This window comes from Variovorax sp. YR750, from assembly GCF_900109805.1.
GTDB classification, from domain to species: Bacteria; Pseudomonadota; Gammaproteobacteria; order Burkholderiales; family Burkholderiaceae_C; genus Variovorax; species Variovorax gossypii.
Genome location: NZ_FOBJ01000001.1, coordinates 630,664 through 650,193, shown reverse-complemented (window position 1 = coordinate 650,193; position 19,530 = coordinate 630,664). Strand labels below are relative to the sequence as shown.

20 protein-coding genes and 2 tRNA genes are annotated in these 19,530 nt (G+C 69.1%); 8 read left to right on the top strand and 14 right to left on the bottom strand.

Annotated elements, in window-relative coordinates; all coding sequences use genetic code 11:
- The first annotated feature begins 132 nt into the window (after positions 1 to 132).
- From BMY35_RS02965 to BMY35_RS02945, 5 genes are all read left to right on the top strand, one after another.
- Positions 133 to 903, top strand: a complete 771-nt coding sequence (locus tag BMY35_RS02965; protein WP_093195484.1) for an IclR family transcriptional regulator domain-containing protein — start codon at positions 133 to 135, stop codon at positions 901 to 903.
- Positions 904 to 965: 62 nt separating this feature from the next.
- Complete coding sequence (locus BMY35_RS02960) at positions 966 to 1,625, top strand: response regulator (RefSeq protein ID WP_093195483.1); 660 nt, start codon at positions 966 to 968, stop codon at positions 1,623 to 1,625.
- Positions 1,622 to 2,947 carry an ATP-binding protein gene (locus tag BMY35_RS02955; RefSeq protein WP_093195482.1) on the top strand — a complete coding sequence of 442 codons (1,326 nt, stop codon included), beginning with the start codon at positions 1,622 to 1,624 and terminating at the stop codon, positions 2,945 to 2,947. The genes BMY35_RS02960 and BMY35_RS02955 overlap by 4 nt, the downstream gene beginning before the upstream one ends.
- A gap of 101 nt (positions 2,948 to 3,048) precedes the next feature.
- A complete protein-coding gene (locus BMY35_RS02950) occupies positions 3,049 to 4,533 on the top strand; it encodes a DegQ family serine endoprotease (protein ID WP_093195481.1) in 1,485 nt (494 codons plus the stop codon).
- Between the two features lie 130 nt (positions 4,534 to 4,663).
- Positions 4,664 to 4,966, top strand: a complete 303-nt coding sequence (locus BMY35_RS02945) for a hypothetical protein (protein ID WP_093195480.1) — start codon at positions 4,664 to 4,666, stop codon at positions 4,964 to 4,966.
- 12 nt (positions 4,967 to 4,978) lie between these two features.
- On the opposite strand, the gene BMY35_RS02940 is transcribed toward BMY35_RS02945, so the two are convergent.
- The 3 genes from BMY35_RS02940 to BMY35_RS02930 all read right to left on the bottom strand — a co-directional run bounded on the left by BMY35_RS02940 (position 4,979) and on the right by BMY35_RS02930 (position 8,666).
- Positions 4,979 to 6,850, bottom strand: coding sequence for a sensor histidine kinase (locus BMY35_RS02940; RefSeq protein WP_093195479.1), 1,872 nt, complete (start codon positions 6,848 to 6,850; stop codon positions 4,979 to 4,981).
- A 1-nt stretch (position 6,851) separates the two neighbouring features.
- A complete protein-coding gene (locus tag BMY35_RS02935) occupies positions 6,852 to 7,538 on the bottom strand; it encodes a response regulator transcription factor (RefSeq protein ID WP_093195478.1) in 687 nt (228 codons plus the stop codon).
- A gap of 150 nt (positions 7,539 to 7,688) precedes the next feature.
- Positions 7,689 to 8,666 carry a helix-turn-helix transcriptional regulator gene (locus BMY35_RS02930; protein ID WP_093195477.1) on the bottom strand — a complete coding sequence of 326 codons (978 nt, stop codon included), beginning with the start codon at positions 8,664 to 8,666 and terminating at the stop codon, positions 7,689 to 7,691.
- Between the two features lie 101 nt (positions 8,667 to 8,767).
- On the opposite strand from BMY35_RS02930, the gene BMY35_RS02925 reads away from it, so the two are divergent.
- The gene (locus tag BMY35_RS02925; protein WP_093195476.1) at positions 8,768 to 9,172 is read left to right on the top strand and encodes a GFA family protein; all 405 of its coding nucleotides are present in this window, start codon (positions 8,768 to 8,770) and stop codon (positions 9,170 to 9,172) included.
- Between the two features lie 54 nt (positions 9,173 to 9,226).
- Here BMY35_RS02925 and BMY35_RS02920 read toward each other — a convergent pair whose 3' ends face one another.
- On the bottom strand, positions 9,227 to 10,120 hold the full coding sequence (locus BMY35_RS02920; RefSeq protein ID WP_093195475.1) for a CsgG/HfaB family protein: 894 nt from the start codon (positions 10,118 to 10,120) through the stop codon (positions 9,227 to 9,229).
- A 468-nt stretch (positions 10,121 to 10,588) separates the two neighbouring features.
- Here BMY35_RS02920 and BMY35_RS02915 point away from each other — a divergent pair, with 468 nt between their 5' ends.
- Entirely contained in the window at positions 10,589 to 10,807 is a 219-nt protein-coding gene (locus tag BMY35_RS02915; protein WP_093195474.1) for a hypothetical protein, read from the top strand.
- 57 nt (positions 10,808 to 10,864) lie between these two features.
- Here the strand turns inward: BMY35_RS02915 and BMY35_RS02910 are convergent, their stop codons facing one another.
- A complete protein-coding gene (locus tag BMY35_RS02910; RefSeq protein ID WP_093195473.1) occupies positions 10,865 to 11,266 on the bottom strand; it encodes a GreA/GreB family elongation factor in 402 nt (133 codons plus the stop codon).
- 352 nt (positions 11,267 to 11,618) lie between these two features.
- Here BMY35_RS02910 and BMY35_RS02905 point away from each other — a divergent pair, with 352 nt between their 5' ends.
- Positions 11,619 to 11,936: a YnfA family protein gene (locus tag BMY35_RS02905; RefSeq protein ID WP_093195472.1), complete on the top strand. Its 318-nt coding sequence runs from the start codon at positions 11,619 to 11,621 to the stop codon at positions 11,934 to 11,936.
- Here BMY35_RS02905 and BMY35_RS02900 read toward each other — a convergent pair.
- The 9 genes from BMY35_RS02900 to BMY35_RS02860 all read right to left on the bottom strand — a co-directional run bounded on the left by BMY35_RS02900 (position 11,914) and on the right by BMY35_RS02860 (position 19,499).
- Complete coding sequence (locus BMY35_RS02900) at positions 11,914 to 12,921, bottom strand: alpha/beta hydrolase family protein (protein ID WP_256228077.1); 1,008 nt, start codon at positions 12,919 to 12,921, stop codon at positions 11,914 to 11,916. The two genes, BMY35_RS02905 and BMY35_RS02900, sit on opposite strands and share 23 nt — an antisense overlap.
- A complete protein-coding gene (locus tag BMY35_RS02895; RefSeq protein ID WP_093195471.1) occupies positions 12,918 to 13,778 on the bottom strand; it encodes an AraC family transcriptional regulator in 861 nt (286 codons plus the stop codon). Before BMY35_RS02895 ends, BMY35_RS02900 begins: the two co-directional genes overlap by 4 nt.
- A gap of 134 nt (positions 13,779 to 13,912) precedes the next feature.
- Positions 13,913 to 13,988, bottom strand: a tRNA-Asn gene (locus tag BMY35_RS02890).
- Positions 13,989 to 14,163: 175 nt separating this feature from the next.
- Positions 14,164 to 14,239, bottom strand: a tRNA-Asn gene (locus BMY35_RS02885).
- Between the two features lie 49 nt (positions 14,240 to 14,288).
- Positions 14,289 to 16,442: a TonB-dependent siderophore receptor gene (locus BMY35_RS02880; RefSeq protein ID WP_093195470.1), complete on the bottom strand. Its 2,154-nt coding sequence runs from the start codon at positions 16,440 to 16,442 to the stop codon at positions 14,289 to 14,291.
- Between the two features lie 5 nt (positions 16,443 to 16,447).
- Positions 16,448 to 17,380, bottom strand: coding sequence for a thiamine phosphate synthase (locus tag BMY35_RS02875; protein WP_093195469.1), 933 nt, complete (start codon positions 17,378 to 17,380; stop codon positions 16,448 to 16,450).
- Positions 17,377 to 18,189 (bottom strand): thiazole synthase, encoded by an 813-nt coding sequence (locus BMY35_RS02870; protein ID WP_093195468.1) that lies wholly within the window; start codon positions 18,187 to 18,189, stop codon positions 17,377 to 17,379. The genes BMY35_RS02875 and BMY35_RS02870 overlap by 4 nt, the downstream gene beginning before the upstream one ends.
- 18 nt (positions 18,190 to 18,207) lie before the next feature.
- The gene (thiS, locus tag BMY35_RS02865) at positions 18,208 to 18,411 is read right to left on the bottom strand and encodes a sulfur carrier protein ThiS (protein WP_093195467.1); all 204 of its coding nucleotides are present in this window, start codon (positions 18,409 to 18,411) and stop codon (positions 18,208 to 18,210) included.
- Positions 18,408 to 19,499, bottom strand: coding sequence for an FAD-dependent oxidoreductase (locus BMY35_RS02860; protein ID WP_093195466.1), 1,092 nt, complete (start codon positions 19,497 to 19,499; stop codon positions 18,408 to 18,410). The genes thiS and BMY35_RS02860 overlap by 4 nt, the downstream gene beginning before the upstream one ends.
- Positions 19,500 to 19,530 lie beyond the last annotated feature (31 nt).

Here is a 19,530-nt window from a genome sequence, read left to right as displayed (position 1 = left end):
CCGAGAGGGTTTCGTGGAGCGTAGGGCGCACCGGGTCTTCTGAGGAGGCCGCTCGCGCGGCTCTGTGCGATCATGCGAATGCGTGCGCGATCATCGCGCAACACTTCCAAAGACGACGAACCACCACGCCGAATGAGCATCGCCAAGGCCGACTTCATCGAGGGCATCGCCAAGGGAATGGCGGTGCTCGAAAGCTTCGACACCGAGCGCCAGCGCCTGAACGCCACGCTGGCCGCCGAGCGCGCCGGCCTCACGCGCGCCGCGGCCCGCCGGCACCTGCTGACGCTGGCGCATCTGGGCTATCTGGAGACAGACGGCAGCTACTTCTGGATGGCGCCCAAGGTGCTGCGCTTCTCAGGCAGCTATCTCGCCTCGTCGCGCCTGCCGCGCGCGCTGCAGCCCACGCTGAACCGGCTGGCGGCGCAGACCGGCGAATCGTTCTCGGCGGTGGTGCTCGACGGGGAAGAGGTGGTCATCGTCGCGCGCAGCGGCAGCTACGGAACGCCGACGCGCGTGCTGGCCTACGGCCTGCACCTGGGCGCACGGCTGCCGGCGCATGCCACCTCCACCGGCCGCGTGCTGCTGGCCGCGATGGCGCCGACCCAGTTCACGCAATGGCTCAAGGGCCGGCACTTGGCGCGGCTCACGCCTCGCACGGTGACGCAGGCGCGGGGCCTGCGGCAGCTGATTGCCCGCGCGCGCAAGGACGACTACTGCTTCGCCAGCGAGGAACACGAGCTGGGCGTGCAGGCGCTGGCCGTGCCGCTGCGCGACATGCAGGGCCACACGGTGGCCGCGCTCAACGTGGTGCTCTCGGGCACGCGCTACCAGGAAGAGACGCTGCAGCGCGAGATGCTGCCACTGCTTTTCGAAGCCGCGCGAGAAGTCCGATCGCTTCTCTGATCTTCCCTTGGTCTGAACTTTGGCCGCGGCCCGCGCCTCGAATCCCCGAAACGGACACAACCATGCGACTCCTCCTCCTCGAAGACGACGTGATGATCGGCGAAGCGGTGCTCGACCTGCTGCGCGCCGAGCAGTACGCGGTGGACTGGGTGAAAGACGGCCAGGCCGCCGAATCGGCCCTGCGCACCCAGCAATACGACCTGGTGATGCTCGACCTCGGCGTGCCCCGGCGCGACGGACTCGAGGTGCTGCGCAACCTGCGCGCGCGCAAACAGCGCATGCCGGTGCTGATCGCCACCGCGCGCGACTCGGTGCAGCAGCGCATCGAGGGCCTCGACGCCGGCGCCGACGACTACGTGCTCAAGCCCTACGACCTCGACGAACTGCTGGCCCGCATCCGCGCCTTGCTGCGCCGCGCCGCGGGTCGTGCCGAGCCGGTGTACGAGCACATGGGCGTGAGCATCAACCCGGCCACGCGCGAGGTCACGGTGGCCGGCCAGCCGGTGGTGCTGTCGGCGCGCGAATGGGCCGTGCTGGAGCCGCTGCTTGCCAGGCCCGGCATGGTGCTGTCGCGTGCCCAGCTCGAGGAGAAGCTCTACAGCTGGAAGGACGAGATCAGCAGCAACGCGGTCGAGGTGTACGTGCACGGGCTGCGCAAGAAGCTCGGCGCGGAGCTGATCCGCAACGTGCGCGGTGTCGGCTACATGGTGCCGAAGATATGAGGAGGCTGACCGGCTCCCTGCGCGCGCGCCTGCTGTGGTTCCTGCTCGCTGCCATCGTGCTGGCCGCCGGTGCGCAGGCTCTGGTGGCCTACCGAACGGTGCTCGCCGAGGCCGACGACATCTTCGACTACCACATGCAGCAGATGGCACTGTCGCTGCGCGCGGGCCTGCCGCCCAGCGCGGCGGTGGGCGGACTGGGCGCCGCCGAGCAGAACTTCGATTTCGTGGTGCAGGTGTGGACCGCCGACGGCGTGCGCATCTTCGAGTCCGCCGAGCAGGCCGCGCTGCCGCAGCTCGCGGTGCTGGGCTTCGCCGACGTACAGGCGCGGGGCACCACCTACCGCGTGTTCTCGATGCAGACGCGCGGGCTGGTGATCCAGGTGGCGCAGGACATGGCGGCGCGGCGACACATGGCCGGCACGTTGGCCCTGCGCACCATCGCGCCGGTGGCGCTGATGGCGCCGCTCCTGATGCTGGTCGTGTGGTGGGTCGTGAGCCAGTCGCTCGCGCCGGTGGCCCGGGTGCGCAAGCAGGTGGCCTCGCGCCAGGCCGACGACCTGTCTCCGGTGAGCGAGGAGAACCTGCCCGAGGAGGTGCGCCCGCTGGTGCAGGAGCTGAACCTGCTCTTCGATCGCGTGCGCCATGCCTTCGATGCGCAGAAGCACTTCGTCGCCGATGCCGCGCACGAGCTGCGTTCGCCGTTGGCCGCCCTGAAGCTGCAGGTGCAGGGCCTGCAGCGCGCGCCCGACGATGCCTCGCGTGAGCTGGCCGTGAACCGGCTGGTGGCGGGCATCGACCGCGCGACGAGGCTGGTCGAGCAGATGCTCGCGCTGGCCCGTCATGAGGCCAGCCTGGCGGCCGGCGCCAAGCCGGAGCCGGTCGACCTGGCCGAGGTGGCGCGGCTCGCCGTGTCCGACGCCGTGGCGGCCGCGCAGGCGAGGAGCATCGACATCGGCATCGCGCACGCCGAGGAGGCGGTGGTCGACGGCCAGTCCGAGGCCCTGCGCATGCTGCTGCGCAACCTGCTGGAGAACGCGATCAAGTACACGCCGGTCGAGGGCCGTGTCGACATCGGCATCTCCCGCCAGGGCGACGCCGCCGAACTCACCGTTGACGACAGCGGACCGGGCCTGCCGCCCGACGAGCGCGAACGGGTGCTCGACCGCTTCTACCGCTCGGGCGAATCGCAGGCGTCGGGCAGCGGCCTGGGCCTGGCCATCGTCAAGTCGATCGCCGACCTGCACGGCGCGACCGTGGTGCTCGACCAGTCGCCCAGCCTCGGCGGCCTGCGCGTGCTGGTGCGCTTTCCCGCGCGCGCCTGAGCCCCTTGCGGTGGCGCCGCGCCGTTTAAGCGGCGCTTAAGTCAGACCCGCGACATTCCTTTCATCGTTTTGCGTCCATACGCCCAGAAAGGAACCGACAAATGAACACACGTCTGACTTCGCCCCGTGCCCTGGCCATCGCCCTGGCAAGCGCGGGCGTGATCGGTGCCGTCGGCGCCGGCGCCTACACCAGCGCCCGCGCCGTGGGTGCCCCGACCACCAATGCCGTCGCCACCGCGCCCGCGGCCATGGTCACGCTGCCCGACTTCTCGACCATCACCTCGCGCGATGGCCCGGCCGTGGTCAACATCAGCGTGACCGGCACCATGAAGGCTTCCGACGACGAGGCCGCCGCAGAAATCCAGGGCATCGATCCCGACGATCCGATGTTCCAGTTCTTCCGCCGCTTCCAGGGCCAGATGAACCCGCGCGGCCAGCAACAGCAGCGCGATGTGCCGGTGCGCGCGCAGGGCTCGGGCTTCATCGTCGACCCCAGCGGCGTCATCATCACCAACGCCCACGTCGTGAAGGACGCGAAGGAAGTCACCGTCAAGCTCACCGACCGCCGCGAATACCGCGCGAAGGTGCTGGGCGCCGACGCCAAGACCGACATCGCGGTGCTCAAGATCGACGCCAAGAACCTGCCCGTGCTCGCGCTGGGCAACACCAAGGACCTGAAGGTCGGCGAATGGGTGCTGGCCATCGGCTCGCCCTTCGGCTTCGAGAACACCGTGACGGCCGGCGTGGTGAGCGCCAAGGGCCGCTCGCTGCCCGACGACAGCTACGTGCCCTTCATCCAGACCGACGTGGCCGTGAACCCCGGCAACTCCGGCGGCCCGCTGCTCAACACGCGCGGCGAGGTGGTCGGCATCAACTCGCAGATCTACAGCCGCAGCGGCGGTTACCAGGGCGTGTCGTTCGCGATTCCGATCGACGTGGCGATCCAGGTGAAGGACCAGATCGTCGCCACCGGCAAGGCCACGCACGGCCGCCTCGGTGTGGCGGTGCAGGAAGTGAACCAGGCCTTTGCCGATTCGTTCAAGCTCGACAAGCCCGAAGGCGCGCTGGTCTCGAACATCGAGAAGGGCGGCCCCGGCGACAAGGCCGGCCTGAAGGCGGGCGACGTGATCCGCAAGGTCGACGGCCAGCCCATCGTCTCCTCGGGCGACCTGCCCGCGGTGATCGGCCAGCAGGCACCGGGCAAGAAGGTCACGCTCGAAGTGTGGCGCCAGGGCGAACGCCAGGAGCTGCAGGCCAAGCTCGGCGACGCGAGCGACAAGCCGGCCAAGGTCGCGAAGGCCGATGCCGACGTGGGCCAGGGCAAGCTGGGCCTGGCGCTGCGCCCGCTGCAGCCGCAGGAGAAGCGCGAGGCCGCGGTCGACAACGGACTGCTGATCGAAGACGCGGCAGGCCCCTCGGCCCAGGCCGGGGTGCAGGCAGGCGACGTGCTGCTGGCCATCAACGGCACGCCCGCGCAGAGCGTGGAGCAGGTGCGCGAGGTGGTGGCGAAGGCCAGCAACAAGTCGGTGGCGCTCCTGATCCAGCGCGGCGAGGACAAGATCTTCGTGCCGGTCCGAATCGGCTAAGTTCTCCCCAGGCTTCGCGCACTTCGTGTCGCTTCGCCAACCCCTTCCGGGGGCAACACCTGAGGCCCGGCAACGCCGGTTCCTCGGTGTTCCGCGAAATCCAGGATCCGACTGCCGACCTCGCGCCCGCATGACTTCACCTGCCCAGAGCCTCTCGGCGCACATCCTGCCCACGTCGGCCACCATGATCGGCGTGTGCATGACGGTGATGTCCATCGGGCACCTCGGGCCGCGCGACGACATGCGGCTCTTGATAGACCGCCTGCTCGCGGTGGACGCGCTGGTCTTCCTGGCCAGCGCGTTGCTGTCCTTCATCTCGATGCGCTCGCGCAGGTCGGGCGCGCGGCTGGAAGCCTGGGGCGAGATGGTCTTCATCGCCGGGCTCGCGCTGCTGGCGCTCGGGGCGGTGACGCTGGCATTCGCGCTGCGCTGACAGCGAGCGGCTTCAGGCGGGTGCGCAGGGCCAGTCGAGCTGCATGCGCGTGCCGCCGGCCGCCGGGTCCACCGTCTCGATCTGCAGCCGCGCGCCGATGGACTGGGCGCGTGCCCGCATGTTGGCGATGCCGTGCCCCGTGCGTCCGCCACTGGCCGGCGCCGCAGGCAGCCCGCGCCCGTTGTCCGTGAGCATGATGCGCACCAGCGCCGGCGTTTGTTCCCCGTGCCAGCTCGCGTGCATCACGATGCGCGTTGCGCCCGCGTGCTTGAGCACGTTGGTGAAGGCTTCGAGCAGGATGCGCTGCAGCTGCAGGGCTGCCTGCGCGGCGAAGGGTTCCAGCTGCGGGATCACTTCGACGTCCCACACCAGCTCGATTCCGGCCGCGTCGAGGCGTGGCTGCAGCCGGTAGCGCAGCGTGGCCAGCACGGTGGCCAGGTCGTCGTGCGTGGGCTGCAGCGAGTCGACGGCCATGCGCATCTCGTCGAGTGCGAGCTTCACGTGCTCCTCGATCACCGCGCGGTCGGGCCTGGCCTGCGTTACCACGTTGAGCAGGCCCACCAGCTGCGAGCCTACGCCGTCGTGGATCTCCCGCATGATGCGCTGGCGCTCCAGCAGCACGGCCTGTTCCTGCTGCTGCTGGCGCACGGTCTCGAAGGCGCCGCGCAGCTGGTCCTCGCGCTCCGCCACACGGGCCGCGAGGTTGGCGTTGAGCGCGCGGTAGTCGGCCACGGTGCGGCTGTAGCGCTCGACCACCAGGCCGGCCAGGATCATCACGAAGAAGAACATGGCGTGCGCCGTCAGCGTGTAGTAGGCGCCGCCGAAGAGGCCCATGCGTACCAGCAGCAGGTCGTGCGCGCCGGCCAGGATGGCCAGCGTGCCCGCCGCCATCAGCACGCCCGCGATGCGGCGGCGGTCCACCAGCGCCCCGTACACCACGTAGGGCAGGCAGATGATGCTGATGCACTGCAGGATGACGAGGCCGCCGGTCCACAGCAGCGGCCGGGCGAACGCAAAGGAGGCGCAGGCCAGCGCGACCGACAGCGCGAGCGCGCCGTAGATCGAGCGCACCAGCCACGGCGGGTTGCGCTCCAGCACCAGCAGCACGAAGCGCGCGATCAGCCCGATGTGGCAGGCATAGCAGACCGCCACCACCGCGCCCCACAGCGGCCAGGGAACCGCCACGTCGGGCCACACGCGGTCGAGGTTGCGCGCCACGCCCGAGAGCGCGGCGAGCGCGAAGCAGCCGTAGAGCGCATCGCGCTGGCGCAGCCACAGCCCGCCGGCGATGCCGCCCATCAGCAGCAGGCTCACGGCGTAGACGATGGCCGAGGTGTTGCGCCAGTTCTGCCGCGCGCGATAGACCGGCGCCAGCGAGGATTCCGGGCCGTAGTGGATGCTGGCCAGCCCCGCGCCGCGCTGGCGCTGGATGGTGGTGCGCACGACCAGCGACTGCGGCTGGCCGTTCTGGTGCAGCACGGCCGGCACCGGCACCAGCAGGTTGCTCTTGGAGGCGTCGTAGTTCGGCACGCCCAGCGTGCCGTAGCTGGCCACCAGCGCGTCGTTGAACGAGATCGCCACCTGGTTGCCCGCGCCCGAGAGCAGCAGGGCGGCCGGCTTGCCGGCCGGCACAGCGGCGGCGGGCAGCTCGATGCGGTAGGTCGCCTTGCCGCCGCGGCCGGGGAACTCGTGATCCCAGCGGAAGGGGAACTCCACCCGGCGCGTTTGCATCGGCAGGCCGTCGGGTTCGAGCACCGCCTCGGCCGAGGAAACGTCGAAGGCGTCGGGTGCTTCCGCGGCGTTGGCGCGAGGGGCCGCCGACGCCAGGGCGAGCCACAGGCACAGGGCGACGAGCAGCAGGCGGCAGAGGCCGCCGGCGGTCACGCTAGGGAAGCCAGCCGAGGTTGCGGGCCTCGAACACAGCTTCCGATTTGTTATGCACATCCAGCTTGCCGTAGATATTGCGGATATGGGTTTGGACAGTCGAGGCCGAGACTCCCATTTGCACCCCGACTTCGACATAGGTGAAACCACGAGAGACGAGGTCGAGCACCTCGAACTCGCGCGGCGAAAGCCGCTCGGGCACGACCGTCGCGGCGCCGGCCGCCTTGGCCGCGGACTGCTCCTTGGGCGCTCCGCCCGAATGGGCCTGCCAGCGGCGCAGCAGCTTGCGCGCGATCACCGGCGACATCGGCGAGCCGCCGGCGCGCAGGTGGCGGATGTGGGTGGCGAGGTCGGCCTCGGTGCCGTCCTTCAGCAGGTAGCCGCTGGCGCCGGCCTCGAAGGCCTGGACCATGTTGGCTTCGTCGCCGAAGATCGAAAGCACCATCACCGCGCAGGCCGGCTGCATGTTGCGGCACTGGCTGATCACCTGGAGGCCGGGGCGGTCGGGCAGGCCCAGGTCCACGAGCAGCACGTCGACCGGGTTGTCGACCAGCCAGCGCAGGATGTCGCTGGCGTTGGAGGCGCTGTAGGCCAGGCTCAGGGAAGGATCGGCATCGACCACGCGCGAGATGCGCTCGCGCATTCCGGTGTCGTCTTCCACGAGGGCAACCTGTGTTTCCGCGGTCATGCCTGATGCACCGGGCTGTGAAGGCTGCATGCGCTCATGCATGACGTGACGATGAGGCGCATGGGAAAGAAGGCCTTGGTTTGCTGCTGGATGGCGCAAAGGGTAGGGGGCGGCTTGCGCGCTGCCCATCCTATATACGGGGGAGGCGGCCTACCGCTTTCGGTGGCTGCTCGGCGGCTTGGCCGCCGCCTTCGCGAGCCGCGAGGCGACGAGCGCGATGTGATCGACCAGTTCGCGCGGCGATTCGACCTCGAAATCGTACGGCAGGCAGCCGAGCCAGACGGACAGCGCGTCGAGCGAATTGGCGCCGGTGGCGATGCGGGTGGCGCCGTCGCCGGCCTCCTGCGGCGTGCCGCTGACCCAGCCGAGATAAGGCTCGAGCGCGCTGGCGGGCGCGTGCACCAGCACTTGCGCGTGATGCAGGTAGGGCGAGACCTTCAGCGCGTGCTCCATGTAGCTCGCGACGTCGCCGTGGGGCAGTCGGCGCGGCGTGAAGCGCGCGCCGGTGGGCTCCGCATCGACGATGCGGTCGAGACGGAAGGTGCGCCAGTCCTCGCGCGCGATGTCCCAGGCCAGCAGGTACCAGCGCCGTCCCGTCTGCACCACGCGGTGCGGCTGAGCCGTGCGCTCGGTGACGGTGTCGTGATGGTCGCGATAGCCGAAGCGCAGCTCGAGCCGCTCGGTGCAGGCCTCGGCCAGGAAGGAGACGGCCTTCAGGCGCACGGGCGACTTGTCTCCCATCACCGGCACCACCGACGAACGCACGCTGTCGAGCCGGCGGCGAAGGCGCGGCGGCATCAGCTGCTCGAGCTTGGCCAGCGCGCGCATCGATGCGTTCCCGATGTCGCCCGTGGCACCGGCCGGGTTGCCCAGGCCGAGCGCGACCGCGATGGCTTCCTCGTCCTCCAGCAGCAGCGGCGGCAGGGCGGTGCCCGCGCCCAGCCGGTAGCCGCCGGCCACGCCCGAGGTGGAGTCGACCGTGTAGCCCAGGCTGCGCAGGCGATCGACGTCGCGGCGCAAGGTGCGTTCGGTGATCTCGAGCCGGCCGGCGAGGTCGGCGCCCGTCCACGAGCGTTGCGCCTGGAACAATGAGAGAAGCCGGATCAGGCGTGCGGAGGCTGAAAGCATGTGCGCATGATGCCTGCAATCGAGGACAGAATCTGTCCGCAATGGGTCGTAACCTTGCTTCCACTTTCAACCCCCGCACAGCGGAGCACAGGACACAGACCATGAAGAAGACATACAACGGCAGCTGCCATTGCGGCAAGGTTCGCTTCCAGGCCCTGATCGATCTCGCCGAAGGCACCGGCAAGTGCAATTGCTCGATCTGCACCAAGACCCGCGCATGGGGCGCGATCGTGAAGCCGGATGCATTCACGCTGCTGTCGGGGGAGGAGGAACTGTCGCTGTACCAGTTCAACTCGCACAGCACCGAATGGCTTTTCTGCAGGAGCTGCGGCGTGCGTTCGTTCGGGCGCGGCAACGTGCCCGAGATCGGTGGCGCCTACGTGAGCGTGGCGGTGAACTGCCTGGACGACGTGACGCCGGAGGAACTGTCGACGGCACCCGTCCAGTACATGGACGGGCGCAACAACAACTGGTTCGAAGCGCCGGCCGAAACGCGCTACCTCTGAGCGAGGCGGGCCGGCTGGCGAAGGCGCGCGCGGGGTGCGCGCCTGCTGCTGCCCTTACTTGCGGCGGCGGGTTGCCGGAGCGGCGCCGGGCGCCGAGGTCTGCGAGGGAGCGGCGCCGCCGTCCACGCCGAGACGGCCGCCGCCGCCGAGGCCCTGGCCGCGCACCGTCTGCGCCTTGTAGTTGCGCAGCGAGCGGACCATCTGGTTGAAGGCGTCCATGAAGGCGGCCGCGATCACCTTGCCCTGCGGCGTGCGCGTGTAGCCGCCGATGCCGCCGGCGGCGGAGAGGCCGCCCAGGCCGGCGAAGCCCGCGAAGTCGGTCTTGGAGGCGCTGCCTTCGGCGGCCGCGACCTGCACGCCGGAGCGGTTGTCGATCAGGGTCAGAAGCGCGCTGGCTTCCTTGGTCTGCAGGCTCGCGCCGATGCTGGCAATGGCACGGCCGCGGCCGCCGCCCACCAGGCCGCCGAGCGCGCCGCCCAGGCCGCCGGCGTCGCTGTTGCTGAACACGATCTCGGGCGACAGGCCGTAGTCGGAAGCCACCATCTGGCCGCGGCCGAAGTTGCTGCCGCCGCGCATTTCGCCGGATTGCATCAGCGCGCGTTCGCGCGTCATCGCGTTCATGCCGGCTGCGCTGCGCTCGACCACCACGAAGCAGTTCGACTGTTGCACCAGCAGGCGCAGCAGGTTGGCCGTGGGAGGCAGCTTGTATTCGCCGGTGAGGATGGTGTACCAGCCCGCGTTCACGTTCTCGATCAGCGAGACCGTGCCCAGGGGCGAATCGCAGCGCTCGAGCTGGCTGCTTTCGCCGGAGGTCGCAGCGCCGGCGGCGCTGCCGGTGGCCACGGTCTTGGCCGACTGGCTGCCCATTTGCATGTCCATGGTCTGGCAGCCCGAAAGGGCCAGCAGGCCGGCGAGTGCGCTTGCGAGAGAGAGTTTAGAAAAAGCCATGTCCCGATCTGTCAAGTGAAAAGAAGGCGGCGCCCGTTGCGGACGTCACTTGTCAAGATCGAAGATGGAATTGCCTTGGCCTGTACGACCTCCCGATTCGACGCGCCGCCGGCGACCGCGCGACGATACGGTCCGAGAATCCGGCACACCAGTGCCGAAAGTCATGTGCATGTTCGCGTGGCCTGGTCGCTCGCTGCCCACCGCGCGGGTGGTGCCTCGACCAGAGTCCGAAACCGGGGACGCGTGGGAAACGGCAACCCATGTCCTCGATCGCCCCTGTCGCTGCCGTCGTGCAGGCGCGCTGCGCCGGGGACGGGTGGATGGAGCGGGGCGATTCTATTACTTTGGAAACTTTTGGAAGCGCGGTGAAACAACAGGCGTGCCCCCGCCGCCGGCCCTCGAGGAGGAACGCCGCGAAGGCTCGATCCCGAAAGTTACAGTCAGGCCTTCACTTCCAGGAGTTTTCAGATGGCAACCAAGAAGAACATCGTTGGAGAAGCGGCCTTGGAACTGACCCGCCAGCAGGTGCAGCAGGCCCTGGCCATCGCCGGTGCTTCGAACTTCAGCGGCGCGGCCGACCCGGCTTTCGTCGGTTCCATCCTGGTAGCCCTGGCGGTCAACACGAACTCCGTGAGCGCGACCATCGACAGCGCCAAGGACCGCACCAGCACCGTGATCAAGCACTGAGCGACGCGCTCGCTCGACATCGGCGCGTGTGTCAGCGCGTGTAGTCAGCGCGTGTAGTCAGCGCGTGTAGTCGCCGCTGGCCTCCGGCTGGAAAAGCACCGCCACCACGCGCGCCGAGCCTTCGGTGCCATTGGGCATGCGCCAGCAGGCGGTGGCGCCGGTCTTCGTGCCCAGCAGGCCGATGCCGACGGGCGACAGCACCGACACGAAGCCCGCGCCCGGCTGCGAGTCGCCGGGGTAGCAGAGGGTGATCTGCTGCCGCTGGCCGGTGGCCGGGTCTTCGATCTCGACCTGGGAGTTCATCGTCACGAGGTCCGCGGCGATCTCGCGCGAGGGCAGCACGTCCGCTGCATCGAGCAAGTCGGCCAGAGCGGGCGGGAGCTGGTGGTCCGCCAGTTTTCCCAGGCGGACGAAGTCGAGTTCGGTGAGCGTGCGCTCCCCGTGAATGGTTGCGGGCATGAATGAAGCACTCCAGTTGAATGCGGCGCCGTTCTCCATGCACGAATGAATGAATGAGGAAGGGAACGAACGACGTCGCGGCCGCGCGGCGGGTGCCCGGCGGTCAATGGTTCGCGCATCAGAAAGAAGGGTAGCGGACCGCCGGGCTCAGGAAAGTGCGGAGGTGCGTCGGTAGGCCGCCATGGTCGCCGTGGTCGCGACATCGCCGGCACGCGCTGCTTCGAGCGCAGCGTGTTTGCGGGAGTGGAACGAACGGGCCATGCGCGCGAGTGTAGGGATGCACCGCGGGGCCATCAAGCAATGGCCTCACGTGCCTTGCCGATAAGCGCGATGCGGACCGCACAATCTCCGGATGCGGACCTTTCTTCTCTACGTCGCGACGGCGCTCGCGGAAATCGTCGGCTGCTATCTGCCGTACCTCTGGCTCAAGCAGGATCGCTCCGCATGGCTGCTGCTGCCCGCGGCGATCAGCCTTGCCCTGTTCGCGTGGCTGCTTACGCTGCACGAGACGGCGGCGGGGCGCGTCTATGCCGCCTATGGCGGCGTGTACATCGGCGTGGCCATCGCCTGGCTCTGGGCGGTGGACGGCATCAGACCGACCGCGTGGGACGTGACGGGTGTGGCGGTGTGCCTCGCAGGCATGGGGCTCATCGCGTTCCAGCCGCGCTAGCCCTGGCGGCCGTTTCCGGCCCGAGTTGTTGCTTGAAGAAGGCCAGCACCTGCGTGTTGAAGTCCGCATGGAAGGCAGCGCGGTCGAACTCCGGACGGTCGCGGCAGATCTGCTGCATTGCCTGCGCCATGGCCGGCGAACAGGGCGCCACGAAGGCGAAGTGCGTCGCGCCCTGCACCATGTGCCACTCCGGCCGGACGGGCAGGTCGCGGCGAAGCGCTTCCACGTAGCGCGGTGCGACGCCATCGCCTCCGAAGGCCGAGGCCCAGAGCTGCATCGGCAGCGTCACGTTCTTCAGGCCGCTCTTGTCGAACGCAGTGAGCGGATCGACGATGACGGCGGCCTTGATGCGGTCGTCGCGCGCGGGCATCTTCGGCAGCTCGTTGCGGCGGATCTCCTCGCACAGCGGCGTCGTGGAGGCCGGCGGGCAGAGGTCGTCGCGCAGCCGGAAGTCCGGAACAGCACCGACCACCACGAGGCCGGTGTATCCGCCCGCGGAGAAACCGAAAAGCCCGACGCGGTTCGCATCGATGGCCGCGCGCCCCGGCCACGCTCCGAGCATGTAGTCGACCAGCCGCTTCATGTCTGCCGGGCGCGTGGCATATACCGACAGATGGCTCGCGCCGCTCATGTCCTGGAAGTTGTGACCGGGGTGGTTGATGGCGGCGACGATGAAGCCTGCGTCGGCCAGCGCAGCCGCCGTGTCGTGGTGCAGCAGGGACGAGCCGCCCTTGCCGTGCGAGATCACGACCAGCGGCAGCTGCTTGCCGGCAATCGGGCAGTCTCTCGTGCCCTCGATCACCAGCGGATCGAACGAGAGCCTGTCTGCGGGCGCGTCGCATGGGGTCCACACGGCACCGAGCAGCGCCGGGCCGTTGCTGTCTGCGGGCACTTCGATCGGGCTGAAGCCGGCGGCTTGCGCGATGCGCGCGCAGCAGAGGCAGAGCGCGACGAAAAACAGGGCGCGTCGCATCGGCAGATTCATGTCGCGTTCGTGCGGCGGATGGGAATAAGCAGGTCGGTGCGCAGCTCTGCCTGCGAGACCTGCCGCGGCGAGTTCAGGTAGTGCTCCAGCGTAGGCCGGTCGTCGGGCTCGTAGCCGCTGGCGGGCAGCCATCGGATGTAGAGGGCGCGCACCGCGGCGTTGATCTGCGAGTACGGGCCGGCCAGGCGATGCGCCGCGTAGCAGCCGCCCGGAATGTCGAGCATCTCGACCTCGGCGACGTCCGGCCAAGGGTCGGGGGAATCGAGGGCGGCGTAGTACCTGAAGCCGGGGCCGCCCTCGGGCTCGCCGAAGGAGGCTCCCCATCGGGCCGAGATGCGTGCCGTGCCCGCGTGCTGGCGCAGCCGCCGATGGGTATGAGGAATGGTCGAGAACGGCCCCTGATGCCGCAGCGCGTGCAGCCGCCGCGTGGGGTACTCGACGATGCGCACTGCCGGCGCGGCGATGCCGTCATCGGGTTGCGGCAGCGCATCGACATCGAGGATCGCCCGCACCATCTTCTGCTGGAAGGCACGCGGCGACTGCCCGGTGAACTGGCCGAACGCTCGCGTGAAGGCCTGCGGGCTTTCGTAACCCACGGCCAGCGCGACCTGCGTGATGCTCTGGTCGCCGGCTTCCAGCAACCGGGTGGCGAGCGCCAGCCGCACGCGGCGGACCGTGGCGGCCACCGTTTCGCCGGCCACGCTCGCATAGACGCGATGGAAGTGAAAGGGCGAGAAGTGCGCGAGCCGGGCGAGGTCTTCGAGTCGGTGTTCGGCCATCGGGTCGGCAACGATTGCCGCGACGGCGCGCGCCACGCGGGCGCGGTAGTCCTGCTCGATGCGGCGGCTGCTTTCCATGCGCGCGAGTGTGCGCTTTTCGCGGGAAGAGCACTTAGCCGACTTTGCTCATGTAGGTCAGCTGATCGCACCAAGGAAAAAGCCCGCTGTCCGATAAAGACAGCGGGCTTTTCAGAGGCCTTGCGGCTTGATGGTGGCTCCTCGACCTGGGCTCGAACCAGGGACCTACGGATTAACAGTCCGGCGCTCTACCGACTGAGCTATCGAGGAACAAGCCTTAAATTATATGCAATGGTTTTGCCGATTCCGGCCGGCCGGCTGCATTTTTTGCACCGATCCCATCACTTGCGATGACTCTCTGCAACAAACGCGGAACACAGTCGCAAATGAAAAGCCCCGCTACCTTGTGAGTAGCGGGGCTTCCAGAGGCCTTGCGGCTTGATGGTGGCTCCTCGACCTGGGCTCGAACCAGGGACCTACGGATTAACAGTCCGGCGCTCTACCGACTGAGCTATCGAGGAACAAGCCTTAGATTATAGCGTTCTTTTTCGCTGCTTTTCAACTTCGCGTTCAAAGTGCAACGCTCAGCCCCAGGCGCAGCGTGCGCGGCGCGCCGGGGAACAGGTAAACGTGGCTGAACTGATAGGGCGATTCTTTCCAGTAGCGGCGATCGAAGAGGTTGTCGATCGACAGCGTCCAGCTCGCGTTCGCGCCGCGCAGCTTGGTGTCGTAGCGCAGCGCAGCATCCACGCGTGTCCACGAGGGCAGCGTGACCGAGCCATCGGGCAGCACGTTGCGGCGGCCTTCGTACGAGAGCTGTCCCGCCACCTCGAGGCCCGGCACCGATGCGAAGCGGTAGGCGGTCTGCGCGCGCAGCACCTGCTTCGGCACGTTCGTGGGCGACTCGCCGTTGAGCGCCGGATTGGCCGTGCTGCCGCGCCGCTTGGCATCGATCAGCGTCAGGCTGCCGCCGATGCGCCACGGCCCCTGGCTCCATTGCGCGCCGGCCTCGAGGCCGCGGTGCACGGCCTTGCCGTCGTTGCGCACTTCGCAGAGGCCGCTGCACAGGTCGATGTTGGTCATCGGCCGCGAGATGTCGAACCATGCGAGCTGCCAGTTGAAGGCATCGCTGCCGCCCTTGATGCCCAGTTCCCACTGGCGCGAGCGCAGCGCGGGCAGGGCCTGTCCGGCGTTGCTGTACTGCGAGATCTTGTTCGGCACCACCTGCGACTCGACACCGCGCCCCCAGCTCGCATAGGCCATGAGTCCCGGCTGGATGGCATAGCTGGCGGCGATCCACGGCGTGGTCACGTCCTGCTTGTAGCCGGTAGGGTTCGAGCCGTCGTTGCCGATGCTGCTGCGGTCGAGCCGCGTGTGGCGCGCGCCGAGCCATGTGGTGAAGCGGTCGTTCCAGCGGATCGCGTCCTGCACGGAGAACTCGGTCGACTTTTCGTCGCGGTTGGTCTGCGGCGTGGTGGCGTCGGGGGCCGGCGGCACGATGGCCGTGCCCCAGATGTTGCCGGTGCCCGCGTAGTTGTAGGCCTGGTTGTCGAAGCGGTTGCGCACGCGGCTCTGCATCAGCCCGAAGCCGAGTTCGTGCCGCACGCTGCCCGTCGTCACGTTGCCCTTGAGGTTGATGCTGCCCGCGGTCTGCGTGCGGCGCTCGTTCTCGCTGCGGAAGTCGTAGACGTCGAAGGTGCCGTCGGAACAGTAGCGGTCGTAGTTGCCCTCGGCGCCGCAGCCGAAGGCGTAGGCCAGCCGGTCGTCGGTCTTCAGGCGTTGCTGGCCGATCTGCGCGCTCCAGCGCCAGTCGGCGTTCAGTGCCTGGCTGAAGCGCAGCGTGCCCGTCAGCGCCTTGAACACCGAGGGCTGCGACCACGGCTGGTTGTTGAGGTTGATGCGCGGATCGACCGGCGCCGGCAGTACGCTGCCCAGCAGGCTGTAGCCGTTCTGGCTGGGCTGCGTCTTGCGGCTCTGTTCGATCTCGAACTCCAGCACCGAGTCGCGCGTGATGCGCCAGTCGGCCGCGAGCGAGAAGAGATTGCGGTTGCCGTCGAGGTTGTGCGTGAGCGGCTTGAGGTTTTCACTCGCCACGTTGATGCGGTAGCCGAACTGCCGGTTCTCGCCGAAGCGCCCTCCTAGGTCGATGGCGCCGAGCAGGCTGCCGCGGCTCGTGGTCTCGATGCGCACCGCGCGCAGGTCCTGTTCGGTGGGCCGCTTCACGACGTAGTTGACCAGCCCGCCCGGCGCACTGGTGCCGGCCTGTATGCCGCTGGTGCCGCGCAGGATCTCGACGCGCTCCTTGTTGTCGAGCGGAATCGAGGTCTCCGCGCTGATCGGCAGGCCCTCGCGCCGGTAGTTGAAGCGGTTGTCGAGCACGAAACCGCGCACCGTGAGGTAGTCCCAGTAGCCGGCGGAGTTGTAGGCGTCGGTCACCGACGAGTCGAACTGCGTGAGGTCGGCGAGCCGGCGCGCGCCGCTGGCCTGCAGCTGCTTGCTGTCGATCACCGTGGCCGAGATCGGCAACTCGCGCAGAGGAACGTCGCCGAAGCCGCTGATGTCGGCCTGCGGCGCGGCGGCCGCGTCGTTGACCGTGACCTCGGGCAGCGCTGCCTGCTGCGCATGCGCGCCGCACGCGGCAGTGAGGAGAACGACGGCCAGTGCGCGCGAGACGGGCGAAAGCGGCCAGCTGGAAGGAGAAAGGGAGAGCTCGGACTTGTTCATTCTGTTCAGTTGCCGGCGGCGTCGATGGCCGCCATCCATTGCGCGGCCGTGGCCTCGGGGGCTTCGGCCGCGACCAGCGCGCGCACCACGGCGATGGAGCCGACTCCGGTGGCCAGCACCTCGGGCAGCCGCACGGCATCGATGCCGCCGATGCCGACCTGCGGATAGCCGCGCAGCAGGCGCGCATAGGCGCCGAGCCGGGCCACGCCCTGCGGTGCGGTCGCCATCTTCTTGAGCGTGGTCGGGTACACCGCGCCCATCGCGATGTAGCTCGGGCTCACCTTGTCGGCACGCACCATCTCGGCATAGCCGTGGGTGCTGACGCCCAGGCGCAGGCCGGAGTCGCGCAGCCGCGCCAGGTCTTCGGGCAAGAGCTCATCGAGGTCTTCCTGCCCGAGGTGGATGCCATAGGCACCGGCCGCGATGGCCACCTGCCAGTGATCGTTGATGAAGAGCAGCGCACCGGTGCCTTGCACCGCCTCGACGGCCGCCTGCACCTCGCGCTCGACGGCTGCCGTGTCCGCGGACTTGAACCGCAGTTGCACCGTCGGCACGCCGGCGCGCGCCATGCGGCCCACCCATTGCGCGTCGGGCAGCACGGCGTACAGGCCCAGCCGTTCGGGGCAGGGCGGAAACGCGTCGTCGCGAGCGGTGGGCGGGAAGGGGCGCATGCCGAAGTCCTCGGGCGCATCGGGCCACAGCGTGGCGTCGAAGCCGCTCAGACGCTGGGTCTGCGCGCGCCAGGCATGGGCCAGGCATTCGGCGTCGATCTCGATGAAGCCCAGCGCCGAGCAGGCCCGCTTGGCACCGCGGTACACCGGATCGTCGGAAGAGAAGTTCGGCGCGCTCGGCGGCGCGGACGTGATGGCGCCGAAGCGCAGCCCGTGCGCCGCGACGATGGCCTGCGCGATGGCGCCTGCGTCGAGTGCGGTGCTCATGATTCGTGATGCCAGAAAGGCGTGCCGAGCACGGGCGTGCTGGGTTGCGCCGCGTCCTGCGCGGCCATGGCGCCTGCGCGGTGCGCGCTGCGGCCGGCCTGCACCGCATCGGCGAAGGCGCCGGCCATCGCGACCGGGTCCTGCGCGAGTGCGACGGCGGTGTTCAGCAGAACGCCGTCGTATCCCCACTCCATCACCTGGCAGGCGTGCGAGGGCAGTCCCAGGCCCGCGTCCACCAGCATCGGTACTTTCAGCCGGTCGCGCAGCACCTGCAGCGCATACGGGTTGACCGGGCCGCGGCCGGTGCCGATGGGCGCGGCCCACGGCATCACCGCCTGGCAGCCGACATCGACCAGCCGCTGGCACAGCACGAGGTCTTCGGTGCAGTAGGGCAGCACCTTGAAGCCTTCGCGGATCAGCTGCGACGCCGCATCGACCAGGTTCAGCGTGTCGGGTTGCAGCGTGTAGTCGTCGCCGATCAGCTCGAGCTTGATCCACGGCGTGTCGAACAGCTCGCGCGCCATCTGCGCGGTAGCGACCACCTCCTGCACGCTGTGGCAGCCGGCGGTGTTGGGCAGCACCGGCACCGCGAGCTTGCGCAGCAGTTCCCAGAAGCCGTTGCCGAGATCGCTGTTGCCCGAGCCCTGGCTGGCCGTCTGGCGGCGCAGCGAGGCGGTCAGCATCGCGGGCTTCGCGCGCTTCACGGCGGCCTCGAGCAGGTCGGGCGAAGGGTAGCGTGCTGTGCCCAGCAGCAGCCGGCTCTGGAAGGTTTCGCCGTAGAGCACCAGCGGGTCGTTCGTGGTCGTCATGCTTGTCGTCTCCATCATTCAGCCGCCCGTCACGGGGCGGATCACTTCGATGCGGTCGTCGGGCTGCAACTCGCGCGAGGCGTAGGCCGAGCGCGGCACGAACTCACGGTTCACCGCCACCGCGAAAGGCGGCGTGGCATCCAGCGCGGCCAGGGCGTCCGTGAGCGTGGCGTGGTCGGGCAGCGCGAAGGGCTTGTCGTTGATCAGGATGTTCATCGTCATGTGGGGGCAGCCTCCAGGCCGAAGCTTTCCGCGAGCGCCGAGTGGCCTTGCGCCAGCAGCTCCATCGCGGCGTCGAGCATGGCGGGCGCGATCATGAAGCCGTGGCGGTAAAGGCCGTTGATCTGCATCACGCGCGGCTGCGGCTGGCGGATGGCAGGGAGGTTGTCGGGCAGCGTGGGCCGGCACTGCGTCGCGATCTCGACGATGCGCGCCTCGGCGAAGCCGCTGTGCACGGCATACGCGGCGCTCAGCAGTTCGAGCGTGGAGCGCACGCTGGCCGGCGACATGTCGTCCGACTCGATCTCGGTCGCGCCGATCACGAACAGGTTGCCGGGTTTCGGCGCGATGTAGAGCGGATAGCGCGGATGCACGAGACGGGTGGGGCGCTGCAGAGTAACCTCGGGCGCATGCACGCGGATCACCTCGCCGCGCACGCCTCGCAGCGAGTTCCACTGGGGCCTGGCGCCGAGGCCGCGGCAGTCGATCACCCAGTCGGGCTGGCCGGCCGTGCCGGGGGAGAAGTCGGATGGCGCCCGTGCCGATTGCCAATGCAGCGTGACGCGGGCATCCGCCTGCAGCGTGGCGAGCAGCGACGCCAGCAGTGCGCGGTTGTCGAGCTGCCCTTCGCCGGGAAGGAACAGGCCCTGCGCGAAGCGCTGGCCGAGCGAGGGCTCCAGCGCGGCAATCGCACGGGCGTCGATCGGTTGCATCGGTGCCAGCTCGGGCACCTGTGCACCGGTGTTCGCGAGCACGCGCGCGAGCCGCGTGGCCTCGGCGGCGTCCTGCCGGTGCCAGAGCACCAGCGTGCCTTCGCGCTGGAAGAACACCGGCTGCGCCAGCGATGCCAGCAGCTCGGGCCAGCGCGACAAGGCATGTTGTCCCATGCGCACCACCGACACCGGCGCCACGGCCGATTCGGCCAGCGGCGCGAGCATCGCGGCGGCCACGCGCGCGGCGGCGCCTTCGGCCTCCGGACTGCCGGCCTCGAACACGTCGACCTTGCCCCCGGCCTGCGCGAGCGTCAGCGCCATCAGCCGGCCCATGAGGCCCGCGCCGAGGACTGCGACGGAATCGAAAGGCAGGCTCATGCCGAGGCTCCTTCGCGTCGCCGATAATTTT